Genomic DNA, 25,819 nt, shown 5'->3' with positions numbered 1-25,819 from the left:
CATCTATCGGGCAACTTTTCCCGGTGACTGGCTATATCATTTTTGTATTACTCCGGCGTGATAATTCATTGGAGTGGGGGCGGGCTTTTTCGTACCATCATGGCAGACAATCAAAGGATTCCGTCATAGTGGACAAAAACATACTGGCAATAGACTGGGGCACCAGCAACCGGCGCGCCTATCTGATCGATCAAACCGGCGCCTGCGTGGCCGAACACGAGGATGGCCAGGGCATGCTGGCGGTCGGCGGACAGCAGCATTTCAGCGCATCGCTGGCCGGGCTGCTCGCTGCCATGGGCATCGCCGCCGACGTGCCGGTGATTATGTCCGGCATGGTCGGCAGCGCCTCCGGCTGGCAGGAAGTCGGCTATCTCGACGCCTCGGTGCCGTTGCGGCAGCTGCCCGCGCACCTGGCGCCGGTCGCCGATCCCGACTGGGCCGGCCGCTGCCGCATCGTGCCCGGCTATTGCTATCGCAGCGGTTCGGACGTCGACGTCATGCGCGGCGAGGAAACGCAGCTGCTGGGCGCGGTCGCGCTGGGCCATCGCGACGGCTGGCTGGTGCTGCCCGGCACCCACAGCAAATGGGTGCTGCTGCGCGACGGCGTGATCCAGTCGCTGTCCACTTACATGACCGGCGAGCTGTTCGCCATGCTGTCGGCCGGCGGCACCTTGTCGTCCATGATGGGCGGCGACGCGGCCGATGCCGAAGGCTTTGCCATCGGCTTGAACCAGGCCGGCAGGAACGAACCGCTGTCGAACACGCTGTTCCGCGTGCGCGCCGGCGTGGTGTCGCGCTCCGCGCCGGCGCAGCAGGCGCCGGCCGTGGTCAGCGGCCTGCTGATCGGCGCCGAATTCGCCGCCGCGCGCGCGCAGGCCGGCGCCGGCGGCATCACCGTCATCGGCTCGCCGGCGCTGGCGGCCCGCTACGCCGTCGCCGCCGCGCATTTCGGCTTGCAGTGCGAGGTGCTCGACCCGCACCGGGTCTATTGCACCGCGATCTCCCAATTCCTCAAAGGTCCACAATGAACCAATCCCACCCCGCCACGCCTTTGGTCGCCATCCTGCGCGGCCTGGCGCCCGCCGAAGCTGCCGATGTCGGCAAGGTGCTGCACCAGGCCGGCTTCCGCGCGCTGGAAGTGCCGCTGAACCGCCCCGGCGCGATCGAGTGCATCGCCACGCTGGTCAAGCTGAACCTGGCCGATACGCTGGTCGGCGGCGGCACCATGCTGACCGTCGCCCACGTCGACGCGGTGCACGAGGCGGGCGGCCGCCTGCTGGTGTCGCCGAACTGCAATCCGGCTGTGATACGCCGCGCCGCCGATCTGGGCATGTATTGCGCTCCGGGCGTCGCCACGCCAACCGAGGCGTTTGCCGCGCTGGACGCCGGCGCCGACGCGCTCAAGCTGTTCCCCGCCGATATGGTCGGCCACGCAGGCCTGAAAGCCTTCAACAGCGTGGTGCCTGCCGGTACGCCGATGTGGCCGGTCGGAGGCATCACGCCCGACAACATGGAAGGCTGGGTGCGCGCCGGCGCCACCGGTTTCGGCATCGGCGGCCAGCTGTACACGCCGGGCACCACGCTCGACGAACTGGCGCAGCGCGCGGCGGCCTATGTCGCCAAGTGGCGTGCCTTGAAAGTATGATGCGGGATTCCAGACTCGGAGCAGAACTGATGAGCGAACAAGATGTGCAACCCGATGTGCAATGCCTGTGGGAAGCCAACGCGCAGCTGGGCGAAGGCCCGTTGTGGGTAGCGGAACAAAACCGCTTGTACTTTGTCGACCTGAAGAACCAGGCCCTGCATGCGCTGGACGTGGCAAGCGGCACGCGCCGCAGCTGGGCCATGCCGGACTACATCTGCTGGCTGGTCGCCCGCCGCGACGGCGACGGCTTCATGGCCGGCCTGCGCGACGGCATCGCCCGCGTGTGGCTGGAACCGGAACTGCGCATCGAATACCTGCACCGCCCATTCCCGGCCGGTAGCGGCCTGCGCATGAACGACGCCAAGGCCGACAGCGCCGGCCGCATCTGGGCAGGCTCCATGCACAACACCGATTACGCGCAGGCGATCGGCCTGCTGTTCCGCCTCGATGCCGACCTGTCTCTGACGGTGGCGGACGAGGGCTATCACATCTGCAACGGCCCGGCCTTCAGCAACGACGGCGCCACCATGTACCACACCGACAGCTACGAGGACCGCACCTACGCCTATCCGCTGGCGGCGGACGGCACGCTGGGCGCGCCGCGCCTGTGGCGCCAGTTCGGCGAAGGCGAGGGTTCGCCGGACGGCATGACGGTCGACAGCGAAGGCTGCGTGTGGATCGCGCAGTGGGGCGGTGGCCGCGTTTGCCGCTACTCGGCCGAGGGCGAGCTGCTGGCGACCATCCGCGTGCCGGTGCGCAATCCCGCCTCGTGCACCTTCGGCGGCGCCGACCTGAAGACCTTGTTCATCACCACTGCGCGTGAAGACAACACGCCGGAGCAGTTGCAGGAGTTTCCGCTGACCGGCGCGCTGTTCGCCGTGCAGGTCGAGGTGGCCGGCGTTCCCGCCGCGCGCTTCGGCTAGCGACGCGGTTTAACGCTTCAATTCCGAGCTTCAGTTTTTGACATGCCGCGCGACGCGGCGGGGGGAGGTGCGCACAGGCGGTTCGCAGCGAGTGTCATTCAAACCATAAAAACACTGGAGACTACATGAAACTCAAGAATTTGCTGTTCGCATTTTTCGGCCTGGCGTTGAGCGCGGCCGCGTACTCGGCCACCTTCGCCAACGGCGCCGACGTGGGCTGGGTCAGCCAGCAGGAGTCCAGCGGCTACTCGTTTTATAACAGCAGCGGCGTGAAGACCGATCCGTTTGTGCTGCTGAAAAACCTGCAGGTCAATGCGATCCGGCTGCGCGTGTGGGTCAACCCGAGCGTCGGCTGGAACGACGGCGCCGACGTGCTGTACAAGGCCAAGCGCGCGGCCGCCCAAGGCCAGCGCATCATGGTCGACTTCCACTACAGCGACAGCTGGGCCGATCCCGGCCAGCAGACCAAGCCCGCCGCCTGGAGCAGCCACACGCTGGCGCAGCTCAATAACGACGTCTACAGCCACACGCAAGGCATCCTGAACTACCTGAAGACCAACGGCATCACGGTCGAGTGGGTACAGGTGGGCAACGAGATCAATAGCGGCATGCTGTGGCCGGAGGGCAAGACCACCAGCTTCAGCAACCTGGCGGGCCTGATCAACAGCGGCTACAACGCCACCAAGGCGGTCTATCCGAGCGCCAAGGTGATCCTGCATCTGTCGAACGGCTATGACAACGCGCTGTACCGCTGGTTCTTCGACGGCGTCAAGAACGCCGGCGCCAAGTGGGACGTGATCGGCATGTCGCACTATCCGCCGGCATCGGACTGGGCCAACTACAACAACAAGATCTCGACCAATATGTGGGACATGGTGTCGCGCTATGCCAAGCCGGTGATCGTGTCGGAAGTGGGCATGGACTGGACGCAGACGGCCGCCACCAAGGCGATGCTGGCCGATCTGCTGGCCAAGACCAAGGCGCTGGGCTCGAACGGGCTGGGCGTGTTCTACTGGGAGCCGCAGGCGTATCCGGGCTGGCAGGGCTATACGATGGGCGCGCTTGATGCGAGCGGCAAGTTCACCGTCGCGCTGGATCCGTTTTAAACCGTGAGCGCGGGGAGGGGCTTGCCCCTCCCTGTTAAAATCCGGGAATCGTCATCTATGGTTCCATCATGCAGAAACCCGTCATCCGTTATTTACATCTCGCTCCGGACAGCGATCTTCCCGTACTGGAGGGGCTGTCTCCATTCAAAGCCGTGCTGGTCGTCGAGGCCGACGTGGCGGAGATGACGATGTGGGAAACCAGCCGCGCCCTGGTGGCGTCGGGCTGCGTGTATGCGCTGGCATGGGGCAGCCAATGCGAAGCCTGGCGCGAAGCGGTGGAGGACGCCAGCCTGGAAGCGTCCGACTACGAAGACGTTCCCGACGAGCAGTTGGTGGTCACCACCGCGCACGAGGACGAAGAGTTGGGCGAGGTCTTCTGGTTTGCCAAGCACCGCGCCGTGCATCCCGCCCACGAGCTGCGCGAAACCTTGGTCCTGCACATCGCCGACACCCCGCGCCGCGATGAAATCGAAGCGGAGTTCCGCGACGCCTGAGCTCCGGCAATCCGCAATCGGGGCGCCATAAAAAAACGCCAGCATGATTGCCGGCGTTTTTGATGACTGCGCGGGTTGCTTAGCTGGACTTGCGGCGGCGCGCGACGAAGCCCACCAGGCCCAGGCCGGCCAGCATCATGCCATAGGTGGTCGGTTCTGGAACGGCCGATGTCAGCGAGCGCTGGCCGGTGTAGATGCCCACGTTCGAGAACAGCGGGATGCTGCTGGCGCTGTTGGCGTTGTTGAGCCATTTGATGGCCCAGGTGCCGGTCAGCGTTTGGCCTGCCGATACCGCCTGGTTGTCGAACAGGAAGCTGCCGACGTTGTTGCCAGCGTGGAAGGACAGCGTCAGGTCGACGGTGGTGTTCTTGGTCAGGTTGGTGTTGGTGACCGACCAGGTGCCGGTGGTGCGGCTGGCTGCCTGGGTGAACGAGAAGCTCAGTCCATCGAGGGCGGCTTTGTCCGTCAGCGTCAGGACGCCGTTGTCAGATTGGACGGTTTCGGCCAAGGTCCAGCCGGTGGACTGGGTCAGGGACGTCGCGGCGAACTGGCTGGCGAAACCTGCGGTCGACTGGATCGGGTTGATGTTGCTGCTCTGGATCAGTAGGAACTTATCGGCAGCATCCGTGCTGAGTTTGACATCGCTGGCGCTGGACGAACCAGGGCCAGGGTGCGAGGCGGCATGAGCGGCGCCGGCTGCCAATATGGCGCTCAGCAGTGCGACTTTGACGATGTTCTTCATAATTTTTTCCTGACGGGAGGCTGGATTAATGCTCGATCGGCAACACATGTTTCCGAATCACAAGCGTAAGATAGCACGATCCGCCAAGGAGATGCAAGAAATATATCTGTTGTTGCGTATTTGCAATTACCCGCCAGCAATAGGGGCCGAGGATTTCCTGGCGCCTAGAGGCTGTCCGACGCCACCGGCAGCGCCTCGCTCTTCCAGCGCAGCATGCCGCCGGCCAGGTTGGCGACCTGGCTGAATCCGGCCTTGGCCAGCAGCACACTGGCCTGGGCCGAGCGCACGCCAGAGCGGCAGACCGCCACCACCGGCCGGTCGCGGTCCAGTTCGCCCAGCCGGTCCATCAGCTGCGACAGCGGCACCAGCTGCGCGCCCGGCAAGTGGCCGAGGCGATCGATGAATTCCGGCGCTTCGCGCACGTCGACGATCTGTACCTTGGCCGCGTGCTCCAGCAGGGCCATCGGTTCGATTTCCCATACGCCGCTGAAGCGCAGCGTCAGCGGCGCCCAGGTGGGCGAGTCGGGCGCGGGCGTGTCGCCCTCGGGTTTGCCGCAGCGCAGGTTGGCGGGTACCGCCACATCCATCAATTTTGGATGCGGCAAGTTGAGATGGTTCATGTAGCCGCTGAAGTCACCGACGTCGACATCGCCGCCCAGGCGCGGGTTGAAGCGGCGTTCCTCGGCCACACTGGTGACGGTGATGCCGCGGTAGTCATGCGCCGGATAGAGCAGGCAGGTGTCGGGCAGCGTCAGGATTTGCTCGTGCACCGAGGCGAACAGCTGCTGCGGGCTGCCTTGCTGGAAGTCGGTGCGGCCGCAGCCGCGTATCAGCAGGCTGTCGCCGGTGAAGGCCATGCTCTGGTCGTCCAGCACATAGGTCAGGCAACCGTTGGTGTGGCCGGGCGTGGCGCGCACGGTCAGGTGGCGGCTGCCGAAGTCGATGCGGTCGCCGTGCACCAGCGGCCGGTCCGCCAGTTCCGCGCCGGCCACTTTCGCCAGCGCGATGCCACTGCCGCAACTGTGATGCAGGCGCCAGGCGCCGGTCACGTGGTCGGCGTGCACATGGGTGTCGAGCGTCGCCAGCAGGCGCAGGCCCAGCTCCTGCAGCAGCGCCAGGTCGCGCGGCACCTGCTCGTACACCGGGTCGATCAGTAAGGCCTCGCCGCTATCGCCCAGCAGGTAGGTGTAGGTGGAGGAGGTGGGGTCGAAAAGCTGGCGGAAGATCATGATGGCTGAATTCTGAACGAGGTCGATGCGGTCATCATAACAAACCGGGATAACGTCAGCCAAATAGTCGCCTAGAACGTGATTTTTACCGACGGCACACTGCGCTGGGCGGCGCCGTGGTGGACGGCTTCGATATTGTTGCCGTCAGGGTCCAGCACAAAGGCTGCGTAGTAGCCTGGATGATAGGCACGCTCGCCGGGGCCGCCGTTGTCCGCTCCGCCGTTGGCCAGCGCCGCCTTGTGGAACGCGTCCACCATGGCGCGGTCCCGCGCCTGGAACGCCAGATGATGGCGGCCGGTCAGGACGCCCTGGGCCGCTTCGCTGTCGGCGTAGAACCCATTAATTCGGCGCGCACAAGCCGTTCAACTCCTGTTGCACGCGCCACGATAACGGCAATGTGAACAGCAGGATGGCCGCCAACGCGATCAAGGCGACGGGCACGCTGGTGGCGTCCCCCAGGCCGCCGAACAATACGGGCGACAGCGCGCCGGCGCCGATGGTGCCGGTGTAGAACAACGCGAAAGCCCGTTCATGCCTGCCCTCGGCGGCCAGTTCCGGGACGACGCCATACAGCACCGACGAAGTCCCGTTCAAGGCCAGCCCAAGCAGCGGCAGCATCGCCATCACGCCGGCCAGCGGCAGCCATACCGCCAGCACGATGCACAGTGCCGTGAGCGACTCGGTCAGCCACACAGTCTTCATCATGCCGATGCGCGCGCCCAGGTAGCCGCAGAACAGCTTGCCGAACGCGCCGCCGACAAACAGCAGCGATAAAGCGAAACCGATGCCGGCTGTCCCCGCGCCCTTGCCTTTCAACAGGAAGGGCAGGAAGGTGAGGAAGCCCATGCGCACGGCGCTGTCCAGCGTGCCGGTCAGCAGCAGTGCGCGCAGGCCGCGCGCCGAACCCTTGCCGCCACCGTCCTTGGCGGACTTGGCCTTGCCGGGCGCGAAATCGCCGCGCGCGGGTATCAGCCACCACAGCAGCCCGGCCGCGGTCAGGCCGAGCAGGCCGATCATCGTCACGCTGGCCTGCCAGCTGACGACCACCAGCAGCAAGCCCGTCAGGCCCGGAATCAGCGTCTTGCCGATATCGCCGGCAAAGTTATATTGCGACAGCGCTTCCTTGACGCCGCCGCCGGCCGCGTGCGCATCGGTGACCATGGACGAGGCCAGCGGATGCTGCGTGCTGGCGCCCAGTCCGCCGAGCATCAGCGCCACCAGCAGCATCGCCAGGCCGCCGGCCTGGCCCGCGATCAGGTAGGCGATTCCGGCCAGCACGGTGCCGCCCACCAGCATGCGTTCCCGTCCCCAGCGCTTCGCCAGGCGGCTGGCCAGCAACTGGAAGCTGGCCATCACGCCGGAATAGGATGCGCGCAGCAGTCCGACCACCGCGTAGCTGATGGCGAACTGCGCCTGCCAGATCGGCAGCAGCACGTAGATGAGATCGGTCAGGCCATCGTGGACGGCATGCGCCGTGCAGGCGGCGAACAGCGAACGGCGGCGGGTTGACGCATCTGATTTCATGAGCTGGCTGGGCTAAGGACAAACGCCGAGTTTAGCAGACATGAAATGGCCCTTGCCGGGCCCGGCTTTATTGCTTGACCAGCTCGACGCGGCGGTTCTTTTCGCGTCCGGCTTCGGCATCGTTCGACGCCGCCGGCGCGTACGACGCCACGCCTTTGGCGCTCAGCCGTTTCGCATCGACCTTGTAGTCGGCCGCCAGCGCCTTGATCACCGATTCCGCGCGCTTCTGCGACAGGTCGACGTTGTGCGCCAGCGCGCCCTGGTTGTCGGTGTGGCCGACCACGTACAGTTTTAATTTTGGGTCCTGTTGCAGCAGCTTGGCCATCTCGGCCAGCGCGGTTTTCGACTCCGGCTTGACGTCGGTCTTGTCGGTGTCGAAGTAGACGCCGTAGACGGCCACCTTGCCATCGGCGGCGATGCCCTTGGCCATGTCCGCCGCGTTCAGGCTGGCGGAGACTTTGCCGGTTTCCATCGCCTTGGCTTCGACGATCTCGACGTAGATGCCGCCGTTCTTGTCCTGCACCGGCGCCACCGAATACACGGCGACGTGGACCAGCGAGCCGTCGGGGCGGGTGCCCTTGGCCAGCAGGTAGCGCTCGTCGTCGCGGCCGTAGTTGAAGGGCGACCAGTAGTCGGAGCTTCCCTTGACGAAATTGTCGCCAACGCGCTTCTCCAGGAAAAACTCGCCAAAGTTTTTGCCGCAGGTTTCCTTGGCACAGGCGAACACGGTTTTCAGTCCGGCCTTGTCCAGCGCAGCCTGATAGTTGCGCATCACTTCCAGCGCCGAGCGCTCCTTCGGATAGTTGTAGGCGATGCGGGTGTACTTGCCTTCCAGCTGCAGCGCGCTGTCAAACGCCAGCTGACCGCCCTTGTTCTCGACGCGTTTGCCGGAAGGCAGCATCACTTCGTCGAATTCCTTGATGCCGTAACCGACCATCTTCGACCCTTCAAAGCGGGACAGCAGCGGATGGTCCTTGCCGCCCTTGACAGTGTCCTGCGTCGGCATCTGGGCGTGGGCGAGGGAAGCGAAGCCGGCGCAAAGCAGCAGCGGCAGAAGGCTATAGGCGCGCATAGGGTGACGTCCGAAGGTGATTGAGGAACATCGATTGTAGAGATTGATTGTATTTAAATCAATTTTGACTTTTCAATCGAACGCGGCTTGCACCCATAAAAAAAGCCAGCTTCCGAAGAAGCTGGCTTTCTTGTACAGCGAGGCTTATGCCGGCAATTACATCATGCCGTCCATACCACCCATGCCGCCCATGCCACCCATACCGCCCATGCCGCCGGCTGGTTTGTCTTCGGTGACTTCAGCGATCATGCAGTCGGTGGTCAGCATCAGGCCGGCGATCGACGCTGCGTTCTGCAGTGCCGAGCGGGTGACTTTGGCTGGATCCAGCACGCCCATTTCAACCATGTCGCCGTAGGTGCCGTTGGCGGCGTTGTAACCGTAGTTACCTTTGCCTGCCAGAACCGCTGCAACCACCACCGAAGCTTCTTCGCCGGCGTTTTGCACGATCATGCGCAGTGGCTCTTCCATGGCGCGCAGGACGATCTTGATACCTGCGTCCTGGTCCGGGTTGTCGCCTTTGACGTTCAGAGCGGCACGAGCGCGCAGCAGGGCTACGCCGCCGCCTGGCACGATGCCTTCTTCCACGGCAGCGCGGGTAGCGTGCAGTGCATCTTCAACGCGGGCTTTCTTCTCTTTCATTTCAACTTCGGTGGCTGCACCGACTTTGATCACGGCAACGCCGCCGGCCAGCTTGGCCACGCGCTCTTGCAGTTTTTCACGGTCGTAGTCCGAGGTCGCTTCCTCGATCTGCACGCGGATTTGCTTGACGCGGCCTTCGATGGCGGCAGCCTGGCCAGCACCGTCGATGACGATGGTGTTTTCCTTGCCGATTTCGATACGCTTGGCCTGGCCCAGCTCTTCCAGCGAGATTTTTTCCAGGGTCATGCCGACTTCTTCAGCAACCACTTGACCGCCGGTCAGGATCGCGATGTCTTCCAGCATGGCCTTGCGACGGTCGCCAAAGCCTGGGGCCTTGACTGCGCAGGTTTTCAGGATGCCGCGGATGTTGTTCACAACCAGGGTGGCCAGCGCTTCGCCTTCGATGTCTTCGGCGATGATCAGCAGTGGACGGCCGGCTTTCGCGACTTGTTCCAGTACCGGCAGCAGGTCACGGATGTTGGAGATTTTCTTATCGCACAGCAGGACGAATGGATTGTCCAGGATGGCGACTTGCTTCTCTTGGTTGTTGATGAAATATGGCGACAGGTAGCCGCGGTCGAACTGCATACCTTCAACGATGTCCAGCTCGTCGTTCAGCGACTTGCCGTCTTCCACGGTGATGACGCCTTCCTTGCCGACTTTTTCCATCGCTTCAGCGATGCGGTCGCCGATCGACGAATCCGAGTTGGCGGAGATCGAGCCGACCTGGGCGATTTCCTTGGTGGTGGTGCATGGACGGGCGATGATGGCGATCTGCTCGACGGTAGCGGCAACCGCCTTGTCGATGCCGCGCTTCAGGTCCATTGGGTTCATGCCGGCGGCAACGAACTTCATGCCTTCGCGGACGATGGCCTGGGCCAGCACGGTGGCGGTGGTGGTGCCGTCGCCGGCGTTGTCGCTGGTGCGGGAAGCAACTTCCTTGACCATTTGCGCGCCCATGTTCTGCAGCTTGTCTTTCAGTTCGACTTCCTTGGCAACGGATACGCCGTCCTTGGTGACGGTAGGGGCGCCGAACGAGCGTTCCAGCACGACGTTGCGGCCTTTAGGGCCCAGGGTGACTTTGACTGCGTTGGCGAGGATGTTGACGCCTTCAACCATTTTGGCGCGCGCTGCGTCGCCGAAAATTACTTCTTTAGCTGCCATGTTGTTTCTCCAGAATTAGGTGATTGCTAGTGCAAACTACTAGTGCAATGCGGTCAATTATTTGACGACGATTGCCATGATGTCTTCTTCGCGCATGACCATCAGTTCCTGACCGTCGACTTTGACGGTTTGGCCGGCGTATTTGCCGAACAGGACGCGGTCGCCTACCTTGACATCCAGCGGACGGACTTTGCCGTCTTCCAGAATCTTGCCATTGCCGACGGCGAGCACTTCGCCTTGATCCGGTTTTTCAGCAGCCGCATCAGGGATGATCAGGCCGGACGCAGTTTTGGTTTCCTGGTCGAGGCGTTTGACGATTACTCGATCGTTCAAAGGGCGAAGGTTCATACAAAACTCCTTAAATTTAACAATGGTACAGTTTGTTGTTGTATCAGTAATCTTATTACAACGGAAAGTTTGGCCGAGAGCGCTGTTAGCACTCCCTTGGAACGAGTGCCAATTATAGGGACGACCTTGGGGTATTTCAAGGCGAACTGTTTGCGTGTGCGCAAAAAAGAGGGGGAATGATGCAGATATGACTACGTTTTGATGCGCCGGGCGCCTGGGCGCCCGGCATTCCTGGAAAGATCAGGGGTCCAGCGGATCGGCGGGGTCGATGCGCAGCGACTTGGCCGACGGCCGGAAGGTCAGCTCGGTGGGCGACAGCCGCGTGCCGACGGTGCCGGGCGGGTAACCCAGCTCTTTCTGATTGCGCGCGGCGAACTCCGCACTTTCTATGTAGCGGCTTTGGTCGACGTTGGTGATGATCAGGCTGTCTTTGTCCAGCGGCGCCCCCATCGCGGCCAGCCGCCGCGTCACGTTCCGCAAATTCGTCGTGGTGTGGCGGGCATACGGCTCGATGATGATGGATTCCGCCGGCACGCCGAAACGTTCGATCAGGGCCCTGCGCATTTCAACCGCCTCGACAAACCGGCTTCCTTTCGGATGCACCGAGGCGCCACTCAGGATCACGAAAGGCGCTTCGCCGTCCGCAAAGCGCTTGGCGGCCATCCGCACGTTCAGTTTGCCCCGCGCGCTCAACGCCATCGAAAGAGTTTCCGGACCGACGCCCGGAATGATAATCGCCGTATAGCGATAGAGCTTCCAGTCGATGATGCGCGCGCGCCCGAGCGCTGCAGCGTTGTGGGCCATGTCGAGCGGCTCGAAGGCGACGGCGTCGTTGCGGTCGTTTACATCAAGCAAGGCGATCGCAAGTCTGAGGCTGGGATCCAGGCTCGGCACCGGATCGTCTTCGCCAGCCTCGGCCAGCCAGACCGCATCCTTGACCGTCGCGTTGAAACGCGCGCTGCCGGCCGCATCGATCGGACCGTCGATGAGCGGATAGTGTGGCGCCATACCCAGGCCGTACACCTGGATGATGCTGTTCAGGCCGCGAAGCTCGCGCGCCACCTGGGCCTGCGCCCCATCGTCGGCCAAGGTCGCTTTTCTCCAGGATGACGCCGGCGCCTTGGCGGCGGCCGCCGCGATGGCTTCGATTTCCGCGTCGGTCCACAGGCCGGCATTCAGCACGCAGCCCGGTTCCTGTTTGCATGCGTCGATGCGTGCGCGGCGGCCGGCCAGGACGGCGGTGCCGGGGCGGGCTGTCCCCATGTCCACCAGCGCCGGAAACAGCCGGTTGGCCAGCAGCGACCAGTGCTGGTCGCGCACCGGCGCGGCATGGACCTGCTGCGCCAGCAGCAGCGAGAGGGCGATGACAGTCTTCTTGATCATATGACTCACCATGCCTTGCTCAGCACCAGGCGGAAATTGCGGCCGAACACGGGACGTCCGTAAATCGCTTCCCTGCTGCCTTGTCCGGCCAGCGTATCCGTTCGGGTGTTGCCTTCGGTCAGACCCTTGGCGTTGGTCAGGTTGTCTCCGACGACCTGGAGCCTCCAGTTGCCGCGGCTGACGGACGCGCCCGCGCCGAGGGCGTGGTATGCAGGCATCGCGGTGGCCTCGAAGAAGTCGACGTAGCGCTTGCCCGTGTACGAGTAGCTGCCGTACAGCTCGACAAGGTTGTCGCCTACATTGAAATTGAAATTCGGGCGGATGTTGCCGAATACCCTGGGCTCGCGGATGATCTGGTTGCCGACCACCTTGGAAGGATCGGCGCCGGTGGCGCTGACGAAGTTCCGGTATTGCGGATCCTGCAGCGTCAGCGAGCCGTTGATATAGAAGCGGTCCGTCAAGTGCAGCGCGCCGTCGAACTCGGCGCCGCGCACCACGGCCTTGCCGAAGAACGGCACGGTCTGATCGTTGCGCCCCGTCACCGGGTTGAAGGCGATGAAGGAGGCGTTGAGCGGATCGAATTGCGTGTAGAAGCCGGTCACATACAGATAGGAGCGGCCGGCGGTCATTTTGAAACCCACCTCATATTGATCCGCCTTGGTCGTCAGGACCAGCGGATCGACCGAGGCTGCCACCTGCATCGACGGCGGCACCTCCAGGTGCGACACCCTGGCGTAGCCGCCGAAGCGCTGCGAGAAATCGTAGTTGGCGCCGAGCGTCCAGTTGACGGTGTCGGTGTTGTACTTGTGCGCCTGCCTGTCGCCGGTGAAGGCGCGCGTCGTGTCGTCGGCCAGGGTGGCCGGATCACCCAGGTTCAGCTGCTTGGTCAGCAAGGCGTAGCCGTCGTAGTGATAACGCTCTTTGCGGACGCCGCCGTCAAGGCGCAGCCCGTCGAACACCTCCCACGTATCGTTGACATAGAGCGCGCCCATTTTGGCGTCGATGTCGCCCTGGTTCAGCGTGGTGGTGTAGCGCAGCACGCCCTTGTCGGTAACGTAGCCAAGCACCGCGCCGGAAGCGGAGTAGGCGACCAGGTCGAGGGTGCGCGGCTTGCCCTGCACCTCGATCAGCATGTCGTTGTAGACCGACTTGCTGGTCTGGCCGTAGGTGCTGCCGTAGAAACCGATCTTGACGTCGTGGTTGCCCAGGCCGGTCTGGAAATTTCGCGTGATATTGATATCGGCCTGATTCGAGTAGAAGTCCGAACCGGCGGCCCGGTATTGCGCCTGCATCACCAGGCCGGAGGCCAGCGCGGGATTGTAAGCCTGGGTGCCGTTGGTGCCGGCGATCGCGTAAGCCAGATGGTCGACGGCGCCGAACGCGGTCTTGGCGGCGTTCATGAAGCCGCCGGCGAACTGGGTGGCGTCGGCCGGGTTCGAGGTGGAATAAAACGCGTCGAAGTCCAGCGTGCCCTTGGTCATGCCGCCCTTGGCCGACAGCTGCCACTTGCCGAGATCGCCTTCATAGCGCACGCCGATATTGCCGTATTCGAGGTGGCGTCCATCGGCCAGGTCGCGCGTGTCGGTCTGCAGCTTGCCGGCGCCGTCCAGGTATTTCTGGGGCACGCTGCGCAGCGACGGCGAATTCATCGTGCCGTCGAAGTAATCGATGTACTTGTCGAGCGACACCGCCGGGTTGCGCGGATCGGAGATCGGGATCGGCAGGTAGAAGGTGTTGTGGTCGTTCAGGTAGTTGGCGCTGACCGTCAGCGTGCCCGAGTCCAGCACGCGCTTGATGTTGCCGCGGATCTGGCCGCCTCGGTCGTTGGGGAAGCCGTTGTCCCGATGGCCGTCATCCTGGCGCACGAAGCCGCCGACGGCGTAAAAAGTCTTGTCGTCGATCTTGCCCGCCTGGTAGGCGTCGATGCGCGCGAGGCCGGTGGTGCCCAGCGTCACCTGCGCCTTGCCCTTGGTCGTCTCGGTGCCGGTGACCGTGCCGCTGTTGACGATGGCCGCCGCCTGGCTGGCGTAGATCGAGGCCGGTCCGCCGCGCACCACCTCCAGGTTTTTGGTCATCAGGTCGTAACGGTTCAGGCTGTCGCCGCGGAAAAAGAAGCCGTTGATTTCCGTGAACAGCGGCAGGCCGTCCTGCTGGAACAGCGCCAGGCCATCGTCGGTCGGAATGCCGCGCACGCGGGTGATGTTCTGCACCTCGCCCCCGGTGGCCTCGACCTGGATGCCAGGCAGCTTGCCCAGCAGGTCGGCCATGTTTTGCGGGGCGAGTTTTTGCACATCGTTCTGCGACAGCGAGTTCACCGCATAGGACACGTCGAAACGGCGCTGGGGACGGGCCGACCCTGTAACGACCACGCTGGCGATGTCGGCTTCCTCACCCGGCTGCGCCGTCGGCGCGGGGCCGGATTCCGCCGGCACAGCCTGGGCGAACGCCGGGCCGGCCATGGCGCACAGGGCGCCGATCGCCCAGCCGTGGGCGAGCGTATTTTTTCGTTTCATCATATTTCTCCGGTTGAAAATGGATGGGGGCAGCTGTCGAGCCGGAGTATAGCCACGGCCTTTTGGTATAATTATTTATTACTTGTAAAATAAATAGAATATGACAGGCGTGTGACAAGAATTGCCTTTATATAAATGAATGTATGAAAATTGCGCGTCTAAAACTGTCTTCAGAAGAAAAACGTTTGTTATGGCAGCTTCGGACCAAGGGACCGCTGCCGCGCACCGAACTGTCGATGGCGCTGCAGGTGAGCAATTCGGCCTTGACCAAGCTGTCGCGCAACCTGATCAGCATGGGCTTGGTCGAGGAGCAGGCCTCGTCCGATACCAGCGGCCGCGGCCGCCCAACCGTGCCGTTGACGATCTCGGCCGCAGGCGGCTTCGCGGTGGGTGCGACGGTGCACAAGGGCGTGCTGGAAATCGCGCTGGTCGACTACGCCGGTGGCATCATCGCGCTGACCAGCGAGGCGGTCGGCGCGCCCGACCCGCTCGGTTTCGCGCAACTGCTGGAGCAGCGGATCACCGAACTGTCGGCCAAGCACCGGCTTCTCGGCGGACGCTTTCTCGGCGTCGGCGTCGGCCTGCCGGGGCCGCCCCGGGGCCGCGACGGTGGACAGTGGAACATCGTCAATGACTTGCCGGGATGGCGCAATGTCCCGCTGCGCCAGATACTGGACAACGCGCTGGGCTTGCCGACCATGCTGGAAAATGACGCCAACGCGTCCGCGCTGGCCGAGTACTACCTGAACGACACGATACGGCGCTCCTCGACGGTGGTGGTGTTTTTGCTGGGGTACGGCATCGGTGCGGGCGTCATCGAGGACGGGCGTCTGCTCAAGGGCGAGTTCGGCAGCGCCGGCGACATTGGCGGGCTGTACCCGATGGACCGGCCGCGCCCCACCACCATGGACCTGCTGTCGGTGCTGCGCGAAGCTGGCTGTCCGATCCAGTCCATCGCGCATTTCGACGAGGCCAGCGTCGGCCACGAAGCGCTGATCGAACGCTGGCTGGACCGGGCGGCCGGGCAGCTGGAATCGGTGGTCAACAGCGCGATCTCCTGGTTCGATCCGGGCGAGATCATCTTTTCCAGTCCGCTGCCGGAATCCATCATGGTCCGCCTCGCCGCCAGGCTGAACCGGGGCCAGCTGCGCTGGCCCGAGCACCGGCAGGCTACCGAAATCCGCGTGTCGCGGCTCGGCGGCAGTTCGATCGCACTGGGCGCCGCGCTGTTGCCGATACACGCGTCCACCGCGGTTTCCTTCTGGTAGGGGACCGGCGATCATGGGCCGTTATCTCGACAGGATGAAGGCGGACCGGCACTTGATCGGCTATTCGAGCGGCAATTTCGGCAAGAACCTGATGCTTGGCAGCGTAGACGTGACGCTGCTGTTTCTGCTGACGGACCTGCTTGGCATCGACCCGCAAAGCGTCAGCTTGCTGATGCTGCTGGTCTTCGGCGCTGACCTGGTGCTTGACCTGGGCGCGGGCTGGTTGGCGGCTTGGGCGCAAAACAGGGGCACGGGCTACCGGCGCCTGATCGTATTGGGCACGCTGCCGTGTGCCGCCGCGTTTGTGCTCATCTACAGCCTGCCGTTGCTGGGGGCGAAGAGTATCGCGGCGATTGCCCTGGTCATTATCTTTTTCCGCGCGGCGTACGCGGTCATCGACGTCCCCCACAACAGCCTGCTCGCGCGTGTCGCCGCCGACAGCCGCGCGCGCGGGCGCGCATCCGGATATCGCACCGTGTTCAGCTCGGCGGCCAGCGCGCTCATCGCTACCGTGCTGGTGCCATTCATGGTCACCGCCGGCCAGCCCGCCACCGCCGGCCAGTTGTCCCGGCTGGGCGTGACAGGCGGGACGGTGTTTTGCGCGGCGATGTGGTTCGCGGCCTGGTCGGCGCAGGAAGAGGACGGCCGCGGAGAGCGCCAGGTGCGGCCGTCCGCGAGGATAGTCATCCTGCCCAAGCTGGACCGGCTGTTCGGGGCCTTCGCCATCGTCGCCTTGGTCACCGGATTTGCGACCCCGGTTTTCTCCAAAATGATGCTCTACATATCGACGTATGTGTTGAAGGAGCCGGGTTTCGCCGGTCGGATTTTACTGACCATCACCCTGGGCCAGCTGGCCGGCGCCGCGTTATGGATATTCCTCGTCCGCTCCCGCGACAAGACCGTCTTGCTCGCTGCCAGCCACGGCATGGCCGGCTGCGGCGTCTGGCTTTTCTCGATGGCGGGAGAGCACACGTGGTGGTTGACGGCTTCGGCGGCGCTGATCGGCGTCGGCTTCGGCGGCGTGTTCATGCTGCCCTGGGGGATACTGGCGGACATGACGGATTTCGCCGAATTCCGCCATGGCGAGCGGCGCGAGACGGCCACTTTCGCCACCGTGCTTGTCCTGCTCAAGGCTGGCGGCGTGGGATCCGCGGTCGCCATAGGCTGGACCTTGGGAAAGCTGGGTTACGTACCCGGTGTCGCGCAATCCGACGCCGTCATCCAGGGCATGAAGCTGCTTGCCTTTGGCGTGCCGATCCTGGGTTCACTCATCGCGATCGCGACGCTGCGACGCCTGGCGGTCGGGCATGAGGTGCATGCCCGCGTTGTTCGGGCTAACCTGGAGCGGCAGCGCCGGCTGGCCGCCGCGTCCCGGCCGGTTTAGCGGCGTTCGCCGCGCGTTTTCAGCTGGTCCAGCAGCACGGCGGCCAGCAGGATCACGCCGCGCATCAGGTACTGGTAGAAGGCGTCGACGTCCAGCAGGTTCATGACGTTTTCCACCGTGCCCATGATCAGCACGCCGATCAGCACGCCGAACATGCGCGCCTTGCCGCCCTGCAGCGACACGCCGCCCAGCACGCAGGCAGAGATCACGTCCAGCTCGAAGCCCTGGGCCGCGTTCGGCTGGCCGCTGGTGATGCGCGACGCCAGGATCAGGCCCGCCATCGCGGTCACCAGGCCTTGCAGCAGGAAGATCCATACGCGCAGCCGCTCGACGCGCACGCCGGCCAGGCGCGCCGCTTCCGGATTGCCGCCGATGGCCAGCGTATTGCGGCCGAATACCGTCTGGTTCAGCAGCACGCCGAACACCAGGAAGCAGCAGGCGCACACCAGCACCGGCAGCGGCAGGCCGAAGACGCGGGTGTCGCCGAAGTCGATGAAGGCGTCGTTGCTGATGCCGACCGCCTGGCCCTTTGATACGATGAAGGCCAGACCGCGCACCATCAGCATCGTCGCCAGGGTGGCGATCAGCGCGTTGACGCGCAGGTAGGCGATCAGCACGCCGTTGCAGGCGCCGATCAGCGCACCGGCGGCCAGGCCGGCGCCGACGGCCAGCAGCACGCTGCCGCTTTGCTCCAGCACGATGGCGCCCAGCACGCCGGCGAAGGCGATGGTCGAGCCGACCGACAGGTCGAAATCGCGCGAGGCGAGGCACAGCATCATGGTGCAGGCGACCATGCCGATCTGCGCCACCGACAGCATCAGGCCGACCACGTTGGTCAGCGAGAAGAAGTTCTCAACGGTGACCGCCAGCACGGCGAACAGCACCACGTAGGCCAGCGGCATGCTGTATTCCACCAGCCACTGGCGCTGGGCGTTGGACGCCGCGGACGGCGCGGCGGGATTCAATTGTGAGACGTTCATGCGATGCTCCGTGTGGGAAGTGCGGGAGTTTCAATAGGGGTGGGGATGACCGAATCGGGCAGCGCAAGGCGCAGCACCTCGGTCTCGCTGGCCTGGGCGCGCGGCAGTTCGCCGCAGATTTCGCCTTCGCGCATGACGATCACGCGGTCGGAGATGCCCAGCACCTCCGGCAGCTCGCTCGACACCACGATCACGCAGCAGCCGCGCTCCGCCACTTCGTGAATGATGCGGTAGATATCGTTCTTGGCGCCGACGTCGATGCCGCGCGTCGGCTCGTCGAGGATCAGCACCTTCAGGCCGGGTTCGGCCAGCCAGCGCGCCAGGATCACCTTCTGCTGGTTGCCGCCGGAGAGCAGGCGGATCTCCTGCTGGCGGTTCGGCGTCTTGATGCGCAGGCGGGCGATGTACTCCTCGGCCAGCGCCGCTTCCTGCTTGTGGCGCAGGAACAGGCCCGCGCGCAAATCGTTGCGGCGCACGCTGATGTTGATGTTCTCCGCCACCGAGGCCGTGGCCAGGATGCCTTGCTCCTTGCGGTCCTCGGGACACAGCACGATGCCGGCGGCAATCGCGGCGGAAGGGCCGCCGGTGGACACGGTCTGGCCGTCGAGCACCACGCTGCCGGCGCTGCGCACATCGGCGTTGTACAACAGGCGCATCAACTCGCTGCGGCCGGCGCCGACCAGGCCGAAGAAGCCGAGCACCTCGCCGCCGCGCACCGAAAAGCTTTGCGGGCCTTTCACGTGCTTGCCGGCCAGGCCTTGTATCTTCAGGCGCTCTTCGCCGAGCGGGCGGGCGCGGTAGTCGTAGATGTCGCTCAGTTCGCGGCCGACCATGTCGCTGATCAGGCGCTCGCGCGGCACGTCGGCCATCACGTCGTGGGTGACGATCTTGCGGCCGTCGCGGAAGATGGTGCAGGCGTCGCACAGTTCGTACAGCTCTTCGAGGCGGTGCGAGATGTAGATCAGCGTGCGGCCGGCGGCGCGCAGTTCCTTCACGAGGCGGAACAGGATCTCGGTTTCGCGGTGCGACAGGCTGGACGTCGGCTCGTCGAAGGCGATGACCTGGGCGTCCTGCATGATGGCCTTGCAGATCTCGACCATCTGGCGCTGCGCGATCGACAGGTCGGCCAGCTTGGCGTCCGGCGCCAGGTCGACGCCGATGGCGGCCAGCTTCTCGGCCACGATACGGTAGGCTTTCGGCTTGTCCAGCAGGCCGAAACGGGTGGGCATGCGGCCCAGCAGCACGTTCTCGGCCACCGTCAGTTCAGGCACGTATTGCAGTTCCTGGTGGATGATGGCGACGCCCGCCTGGATCGCGTCCTTGGAGCTGCCGAAGCGGCATTCCTTGCCGTCGACCAGCAGGCGTCCGCCGTCCGGCTTGTACTGGCCGCCGAGGATCTTGAGCAGCGTCGACTTGCCGGCGCCGTTCTCGCCCAGCAGGCCGTGGACCTGCCCGGCGTGCGCGGCGAAGCTGACGCCGTTGAGCGCCTTCACGCCCGGGAAGACCTTGCTGACCTGGTCAAATTGAAGATACGCGGTCATCTTACTGGCCCATCTGCTTGCGCACGTCGGCCTGGTTGGCGCGGGTCATCAGCATGCCCTTGGTCAGCACCTCGGCTGGCGGCACGCCTTTGCCGGTGATCCAGTTGTACAGGTTGACGGAGGTCTGGTAGCCGTGCTCCTTGGCGCTGATCATCACGGAGCCGAAGAAGCCGGTCGGCGCGGGCTTGTTCAATTCATTCTCCGCCGCCTTGGCGCCGCCGATGCCGACGCCGACCATGTTGTCGGCCTTGATGCCGCGGCCTTCGGCGGCGCGCACGGCGCCCAGCACCGCTTCATCGTTCAGGCCGACCGCGACCCAGTGCTTGAAGCGCGCGTTCTTGGTCAGCGCGATGTTGGCGGCGTTGAAGGCGTTTTCGGTATCGGTCTTGGCCTGCGGCGCGTCGATGATGTTCGCGGCCGGGAAGCCGGCCGCTTTCAGCGCGTCGACCGCGCCCATGGTGCGCTCCTTGGCGGTGGGCAGCTGGTCGTAGGCGACGCGGATCGCGCCGACGTCGGCCATGTTCCATTTGCGCGCCTTGATCTCGGCGGCGATGCCTTCGCCGACCTGCTTGCCGATGGCGTAGCCGGAGATGCCCATGTGCGGGATCGAGGCGATAGGCTTGCCGCTGCCGTCGACCAGGCGGTCATCGACCGAGATGACTTTGAGGTTGTTGCGGGCGGCCGAGCGCTCGACGGCCTTGCCCAGCTTGACGTCCGGCGCGCAGATGACGAAGCCCTGCGCCTTTTGCGCGGCCAGGTTGTCGATCGCGGCCATCATTTTTTCGCCGTTCGGCACGCCGATCTTCACCAGCGTAAAGCCCTTGTCCTTTGCGGCTTGTTCGGCGTAGCGCCATTCGTCCTGGAACCAGGGTTCTTCGGCCTGTTTGACGAGGAAGCCGATCTTGACCGGTTCGGCGGCGTGGGCGGCTGCCATCAGGCAGAGTGTTGCGGTGGCCAGCAAGGTGCGTTTCATTTGAATCTCCGGTTGATATTGTTATTTATGGCGTCACGCGCAGCTGATACACGGGTATCACGCTGACGCTGCGCACCGTGGCCAATTGTGTTTGGCCAGCGAAGTTTGGTCTCGCCTCTTTGGGCAAGTAGATGGGGGCGTCGGCGCGCAGCGGCAGTACCGATACGGTCAGCGGCTGGTCGAGCAGGGCGCCGGCCTGGCGCAGGCCGAACTGCCATGGGTAGCCGCTGTAGTACCAGTCGTCCAGCAGGCGCGTGCCGGAGTACAGGCGGCCGATGTCGCCGACGAATTCGATTTGCAGCAGCGCGTCGTCCAGCCCGCGCAGCAGTTCGCGCGGGACGTCGATCCGCCAGCTGGCCGCGGCCTTGAAGTTTTCCGGCGCCGGCTGCATGGCGGCCTTGGCGCCGCCGCCGATGACGATGGCCGCCGCTTCCTGCGCCGCGCGCGTTTGCGTGACGGTGGCCTTCAGGTCGCGCACGGGAAGCTCCGCCTCGAAGGCCTGGAAGATGCCGTCGTTGCCGGCGGCGCGCAGCGTGGTGCCGGAGTTGCCGGCCGATGCCTTCGGTTGCGCGGACAGCGGCGGGTAGACCGCGAAGCGGAACTTGTTGCCGCCCGCCGAGCGCATTTGCAGCGCGCCGTCGCCGACCCAGGTCTGCTGCGCGCTGAGGATCAGGCGGCGCTGGCCGGCCAGGTCCGCCACGCTCAGTTGCTGCGATTGCTCCGGCGTCAGCACGACGACGGTCAGCGGACGCTTGCCGCTGCGTTGCACGGTCAGCGCGGCGCCTGCGCCGGGCTGCACGCCGCTCACCAGCGCGCGGCCTTCAGACATGGCGACCTGCGCGCCGCCGGCCTTGATCTGCGGCGCCAGCGCGGCGTCGAACGCCAGCTCCACCGGGATACCCGCGCCGGCGGCAAACACCGCCACCAGGCCCGCCTTGCCCTGGTCCAGCAGCGCCAGGGGCTGCGCCGTCGCGTAGACCAGGTTGACGCCGTCGAGGTCGAGGTTCAGCGGCCAGATGAAATAGGCGCCGTCGGCGATGTCGACCGGTTTGCCTGGCAGCGTGATGCGCTGGCCCGGCAGCTTGACCGAGAACTGCGTCGCCTGCTGTGCCGCCATCGGATACTGGCGCACATGGTTGTTCACGAACAGGAAGCCGCGATCGCCTTCGCTGCGCACCGCGAAGCGGGCCGTCTTCAGGTCGTCCGGCGTGGCCGGCGCGGCATCGGGTTTGCGCACCGTCATCGGCGCCAGGCGCGAACCGAAATCGTGCAGGAACAAATGGAAGGGACGCAGCTTCTCCAGCACCTTGCGCTGCTGGCCGTCCGGGCCCAGCGGCGCCTGGAAGTCGTAGCTGATCATGGTGGTGTCGTTGTAGCCGCCGCTGAGCGTACTTTCTTCCATCGACGTGCCGCCCAGGCCCATCGGATTGCGGCCGCCATGGAACATGTAGTAGCCCATCATGTTCAGGCCGGAGCCCAGCTGCACCGGCAGCATCGACGCGATATCGTCGGCCGACACCACCGTGCGGCGGCGGTACATGAACGGCAGGCCGGCGCCGTATTCGGCGCCGAGGAAGGGCGTGACGTCCTTGTCCGTCTCCGCCGTGCCGGGCGCATGGGCCGCCGTCTGCGCACCGAGGTCGCCGCTGACGCGGGTGTCGAAGCGGAACGCATAGGTTTCCTTCGGCGGCAGCTCGGCGGTGCTGATGCCCCACGGCTCGTCGGGATAGCCGCCGAACACCGGCGTCACTTCGCCGCTCGGATAGATGGTGCCGTCCCAGCCGGTCACGGTGTAGTAGGGCACGTCCATGCCCGCCTTCAGCGCCAGCTGCTTCAGGGCGGCGATGTGCGCCGCGCCTTTGCCCGGGCCGTCGATGTTGTATTCGTTTTCCAGCTGGATGCCGATCACGTGGCCGCCATCCTTCCACAACTGCCCCTTGAGCTGCGCGCCGATCTGCGCGTACAGCTTCTCCACCAGCGCCATGTACTGCGGATCGCTGGAGCGGGTCGGTACCGCGTTGACGACCCAGTCGGGCACGCCGCCGAAGCGCACTTCCGCGTGCGCCCACGGGCCGACGCGCACCACCACGTCCAGCCCGGCCTTGCCGGCCAGCTGCACGAAGCGGCGCAGGTCGCGCTCGCCCTTCCAATCGAACTTGCCGGCGATTTCCTCGTGGTGGTTCCACATCACGTAGCTGGAGACGATGTCGATGCCGGCGGCCTTCACCTTGCGCAGCTCCGCTTCCCATTGCGAGGCGGGCGTGCGGCTATAGTGGAATTCGCCCATCACCGGCAGCCACGGGGCGCCGTTGCGGGTCAGGTAGCGCGCGTTGGCGCCCAGTTTGTCGCCGTTGGGCGCGACGGCGCTGCCCATGCGCAGGGCGGCGGCGCGCGGCGCCGGCGTAGGCGCGCTGGCGTCGATGGACAGCGTGTCCCCGTTGGCCACGCCCGCCATGCTGGCCGCCAGGACGCCGAACAGCAGCCCGGCGCTAGAACGGCGGCGTAACCGGCATAACATCAAGGACATGTCGTCTCCAGTGTCGTTATTATTGTGGACGCTGTACCGCGCTTACCACTCGGCGACGCTGCCGTCGGCGTGCCGCCACAAGGGGTTGCGCCAGTCGGGCGCATTGCGGCTGGCCTCGATCACGCGCTCCTCGTCCACCACCACGCCCAGGCCGGGCTTGGACAGCGGCTTGATGTAGCCGTCGGTGATCTTGAAATCCTCCTTGTTGACCACGTAGTCCAGCAGCTCGCCGCCGCGGTTGTAGTGGATGCCCATGCTTTGCTCCTGCAGCACGGCGTTGTACGAGACGAAGTCCACGTGCAGGCAGGCCGCCAGCGCGATCGGGCCGAGCGGGCAGTGCGGCGCCAGCGCGATGTCGTAGGCTTCGGCCATCGAGGCGATCTTCATGCATTCGGTGATGCCGCCGGCGTGCGACAGGTCCGGCTGAACGATGGACAGGCCGCCCGCGGCGAACACGTTCTTGAACTCGAAGCGCGAGTACATGCGCTCGCCGGCGGCGATCGGTATCGACGTCATTTCGGCCAGGCGCGGGTAGTATTCGGCCTGCTCGGCCAGCACCGGCTCCTCGATGAACAGCGGGCGATACGGCTCCAGCTCGCGCATCAGTGTCTTGGCCATCGGCGCGGCCACGCGGCCGTGGAAGTCCAGGCCGAACTCGATTGTATTGCCGAAGGCTTCGCGGATCTCGGCCACGCGGGCCACCGCCTCGTCGACCTTGGCGGCGGTATCGAGCATGCCCATTTCCTCGGTGCCGTTCATCTTGAAGGTGTCGAAGCCGGCCACCCGCAGCGCGCGGATGCCTTCGATGACGTCGGCCGGGCGGTCGCCGCCCACCCAGCTGTAGGTCTTCATGCGGTCGCGCACCAGGCCGCCCAGCAGTTCGTAGACCGGCTGGCCCATCACCTTGCCCTTGATGTCCCACAGCGCCTGGTCGATGCCGGCGATGGCGCTCATCAGGATGGGGCCGCCGCGGTAGAAGCCGGCGCGGTACATGGTTTGCCACAGGTCGTTGATGCGGGCCGGGTCCTGGCCGATCAGGAACGGCTCCATTTCCTGCACCGCGGTCTCCACGGTGCGGGCGCGGCCTTCGATGACCGGCTCGCCCCAGCCGACGACGCCTTCATCGGTTTCGATCTTGAGCAGCATCCAGCGCGGAGGAACACGGTAGGTCGTCAGTTTGATGATTTTCATAGGAGAGGAGGTGAGTTCAGGAACAGCGTCCAGTCTAAGCCGGGTCGCTAGACCGGAAATATGATTAATTCGAAACTAGCCATATCAATATCGGATAGCAGAGGGAGCGCTTCCACAAGCTATCAGATATCGGCATGGCAGCGGGCGATTTATTCATATCTGCGGATGGCGGGGGGCGCTTAGACTTGCGCATAGCCACTACTTTTTCCGGAGCACCCGCCGCATGAGTCCTACCAGTACGTCCGTCGCCTCCACTCCCGGCATCATGTTGATACGCGTCGGCCAGGCCGGCAGCGCGTTGCGCTGGGACGCGACATGCAGCTGCTGGCGCTGGCCGGACCCGAAAGGCAGCCAGCTGTACGCCTGGCCGGCGCCGGCCGGCATGCCCAGCGGCGTGCGCCTGCAGGAAAGCGCCGGCGTCATGGCGTGCACGGCGTCCGGCCGGGTGCTGCTCGGCCTTGGCAAGCGCCTCGGCATGGTCGACTTGCCCTTGGCCGGGCAGACCAGCCGTCCGCTGCAGGCCCAGGTGCTGGTCACCATCGACGCCGCCGAACCGCGCACGATCATCAGCGACGGTTGCGCGGACCGGCACGGCCATTTCGTCTTTGGTACCGCTAACACCGGCGCCGACCAGCGGCCGATCGGCAGCTTCTATCAATATTCGCAGCGCCACGGCCTGCGCCGGCTGGCGCTGCCGGTGGTGGTCACGGCGGGCAGCATCGCCTTCAGCACCGACGGCACGCGGATGTTCTTTGCCGACGCCGCCGGCGGCGACATCCTTCAATGCAGCTACGACGCCGAGCGCGCCAAGGTCGGCGACGTGCGCGCCTTTGCGCAGCTGGTCGAGCCGGGCGCCGGCGCCGCCGTCGTCGACAGCGAGGACATGCTGTGGAGCGTGCAGGGCGGCGCGCTGGTGCAGTACGACGCCGAGGGCCAGGTGCGCCAGCAGATCGCGCTGGCGCGCGAGGCGGCGGCCAGCGTGGCTTTCGGCGGCGCCGACCTGAAGCAGCTGCTGTTGCTGGGCGCGCGCGGCGGCTTGTACGGCCTGCCGCCGGACCTGGCGGCGGGACTGGCGCCGGGCGTCGCCGATACGCTGTTCGACGACAGCCTCGCTTGAGTCGTCCTGCAAGGCCTGGAGTCGCCGATTCCCAACGCCAGCGCCACGGTGATTGA

Annotated in this window: 21 protein-coding genes and 1 pseudogene; 8 read left to right on the top strand and 14 right to left on the bottom strand. The window is 65.0% G+C overall.

The genetic code is table 11. The features are described from left to right. The first annotated feature begins 128 nt into the window (after positions 1-128). The 5 genes from ABWW33_RS19730 to ABWW33_RS19710 all read left to right on the top strand — a co-directional run bounded on the left by ABWW33_RS19730 (position 129) and on the right by ABWW33_RS19710 (position 4,168). A complete protein-coding gene (locus ABWW33_RS19730; protein ID WP_353403338.1) occupies positions 129-1,028 on the top strand; it encodes a 2-dehydro-3-deoxygalactonokinase in 900 nt (299 codons plus the stop codon). After that, on the top strand, positions 1,025-1,645 hold the full coding sequence (locus ABWW33_RS19725) for a 2-dehydro-3-deoxy-6-phosphogalactonate aldolase (RefSeq protein WP_353403337.1): 621 nt from the start codon (positions 1,025-1,027) through the stop codon (positions 1,643-1,645). Before ABWW33_RS19730 ends, ABWW33_RS19725 begins: the two co-directional genes overlap by 4 nt. A 29-nt stretch (positions 1,646-1,674) precedes the next feature. Continuing rightward, positions 1,675-2,568, top strand: coding sequence for an SMP-30/gluconolactonase/LRE family protein (locus tag ABWW33_RS19720; RefSeq protein ID WP_353403336.1), 894 nt, complete (start codon positions 1,675-1,677; stop codon positions 2,566-2,568). A gap of 125 nt (positions 2,569-2,693) precedes the next feature. Then, on the top strand, positions 2,694-3,674 hold the full coding sequence (locus ABWW33_RS19715; RefSeq protein ID WP_353403335.1) for a glycoside hydrolase family 53 protein: 981 nt from the start codon (positions 2,694-2,696) through the stop codon (positions 3,672-3,674). 68 nt (positions 3,675-3,742) lie between these two features. Continuing rightward, a complete protein-coding gene (locus ABWW33_RS19710) occupies positions 3,743-4,168 on the top strand; it encodes a DUF7684 family protein (RefSeq protein ID WP_353403334.1) in 426 nt (141 codons plus the stop codon). A gap of 79 nt (positions 4,169-4,247) precedes the next feature. On the opposite strand, the gene ABWW33_RS19705 is transcribed toward ABWW33_RS19710, so the two are convergent. From ABWW33_RS19705 to ABWW33_RS19665, 9 genes and pseudogenes are all read right to left on the bottom strand, one after another. After that, complete coding sequence (locus ABWW33_RS19705; protein ID WP_353403333.1) at positions 4,248-4,910, bottom strand: PEP-CTERM sorting domain-containing protein; 663 nt, start codon at positions 4,908-4,910, stop codon at positions 4,248-4,250. A 164-nt stretch (positions 4,911-5,074) separates the two neighbouring features. Next, the gene (locus tag ABWW33_RS19700) at positions 5,075-6,139 is read right to left on the bottom strand and encodes a rhodanese-like domain-containing protein (RefSeq protein WP_176652769.1); all 1,065 of its coding nucleotides are present in this window, start codon (positions 6,137-6,139) and stop codon (positions 5,075-5,077) included. Between the two features lie 71 nt (positions 6,140-6,210). Next, a pseudogene (locus tag ABWW33_RS19695) lies at positions 6,211-6,468 on the bottom strand (VOC family protein); the annotation flags it as partial. A 10-nt stretch (positions 6,469-6,478) separates the two neighbouring features. Beyond that, positions 6,479-7,663: an MFS transporter gene (locus ABWW33_RS19690; RefSeq protein ID WP_353403332.1), complete on the bottom strand. Its 1,185-nt coding sequence runs from the start codon at positions 7,661-7,663 to the stop codon at positions 6,479-6,481. A gap of 67 nt (positions 7,664-7,730) precedes the next feature. After that, entirely contained in the window at positions 7,731-8,735 is a 1,005-nt protein-coding gene (locus ABWW33_RS19685) for an OmpA family protein (RefSeq protein ID WP_353403330.1), read from the bottom strand. Between the two features lie 156 nt (positions 8,736-8,891). After that, complete coding sequence (gene groL, locus ABWW33_RS19680) at positions 8,892-10,538, bottom strand: chaperonin GroEL (RefSeq protein WP_176652772.1); 1,647 nt, start codon at positions 10,536-10,538, stop codon at positions 8,892-8,894. Positions 10,539-10,595: 57 nt separating this feature from the next. Then, positions 10,596-10,886: a co-chaperone GroES gene (gene groES, locus ABWW33_RS19675; protein ID WP_008451606.1), complete on the bottom strand. Its 291-nt coding sequence runs from the start codon at positions 10,884-10,886 to the stop codon at positions 10,596-10,598. A 240-nt stretch (positions 10,887-11,126) separates the two neighbouring features. Then, the gene (locus ABWW33_RS19670; protein WP_353403329.1) at positions 11,127-12,269 is read right to left on the bottom strand and encodes a YdcF family protein; all 1,143 of its coding nucleotides are present in this window, start codon (positions 12,267-12,269) and stop codon (positions 11,127-11,129) included. A 5-nt stretch (positions 12,270-12,274) separates the two neighbouring features. Beyond that, positions 12,275-14,785 (bottom strand): TonB-dependent receptor, encoded by a 2,511-nt coding sequence (locus tag ABWW33_RS19665; protein WP_353403328.1) that lies wholly within the window; start codon positions 14,783-14,785, stop codon positions 12,275-12,277. Positions 14,786-14,925: 140 nt separating this feature from the next. Here ABWW33_RS19665 and ABWW33_RS19660 point away from each other — a divergent pair, with 140 nt between their 5' ends. Then, positions 14,926-16,050, top strand: coding sequence for an ROK family transcriptional regulator (locus ABWW33_RS19660; protein WP_353403327.1), 1,125 nt, complete (start codon positions 14,926-14,928; stop codon positions 16,048-16,050). 13 nt (positions 16,051-16,063) lie between these two features. Further along, entirely contained in the window at positions 16,064-17,434 is a 1,371-nt protein-coding gene (locus tag ABWW33_RS19655) for an MFS transporter (RefSeq protein ID WP_353403326.1), read from the top strand. Here the strand turns inward: ABWW33_RS19655 and araH are convergent. Genes araH through dgoD form a run of 5 tightly spaced genes read right to left on the bottom strand, consistent with a single transcriptional unit; the run spans position 17,431 to position 24,646 of the window. Beyond that, entirely contained in the window at positions 17,431-18,414 is a 984-nt protein-coding gene (araH, locus tag ABWW33_RS19650; protein WP_353403324.1) for an L-arabinose ABC transporter permease AraH, read from the bottom strand. The genes ABWW33_RS19655 and araH overlap by 4 nt on opposite strands. Continuing rightward, positions 18,411-19,955: an L-arabinose ABC transporter ATP-binding protein AraG gene (araG, locus tag ABWW33_RS19645; protein WP_353403323.1), complete on the bottom strand. Its 1,545-nt coding sequence runs from the start codon at positions 19,953-19,955 to the stop codon at positions 18,411-18,413. The genes araH and araG overlap by 4 nt, the downstream gene beginning before the upstream one ends. A 1-nt stretch (position 19,956) precedes the next feature. Continuing rightward, positions 19,957-20,928 carry an arabinose ABC transporter substrate-binding protein gene (locus ABWW33_RS19640; protein WP_176652775.1) on the bottom strand — a complete coding sequence of 324 codons (972 nt, stop codon included), beginning with the start codon at positions 20,926-20,928 and terminating at the stop codon, positions 19,957-19,959. Between the two features lie 25 nt (positions 20,929-20,953). Then, the gene (locus ABWW33_RS19635) at positions 20,954-23,455 is read right to left on the bottom strand and encodes a beta-galactosidase (protein ID WP_353403322.1); all 2,502 of its coding nucleotides are present in this window, start codon (positions 23,453-23,455) and stop codon (positions 20,954-20,956) included. Positions 23,456-23,497: 42 nt separating this feature from the next. Further along, complete coding sequence (gene dgoD / locus ABWW33_RS19630) at positions 23,498-24,646, bottom strand: galactonate dehydratase (protein ID WP_353403321.1); 1,149 nt, start codon at positions 24,644-24,646, stop codon at positions 23,498-23,500. A 223-nt stretch (positions 24,647-24,869) separates the two neighbouring features. On the opposite strand from dgoD, the gene ABWW33_RS19625 reads away from it, so the two are divergent. Further along, the gene (locus ABWW33_RS19625; protein WP_353403320.1) at positions 24,870-25,763 is read left to right on the top strand and encodes an SMP-30/gluconolactonase/LRE family protein; all 894 of its coding nucleotides are present in this window, start codon (positions 24,870-24,872) and stop codon (positions 25,761-25,763) included. Positions 25,764-25,819 lie beyond the last annotated feature (56 nt).

This window comes from Duganella hordei (genome assembly GCF_040369125.1).
GTDB classification, from domain to species: domain Bacteria; phylum Pseudomonadota; class Gammaproteobacteria; order Burkholderiales; family Burkholderiaceae_D; genus Rugamonas; species Rugamonas hordei.
The sequence above is the reverse complement of the archived record's forward strand: the minus strand, read 5'-3'. Positions and strand labels throughout refer to the sequence as shown.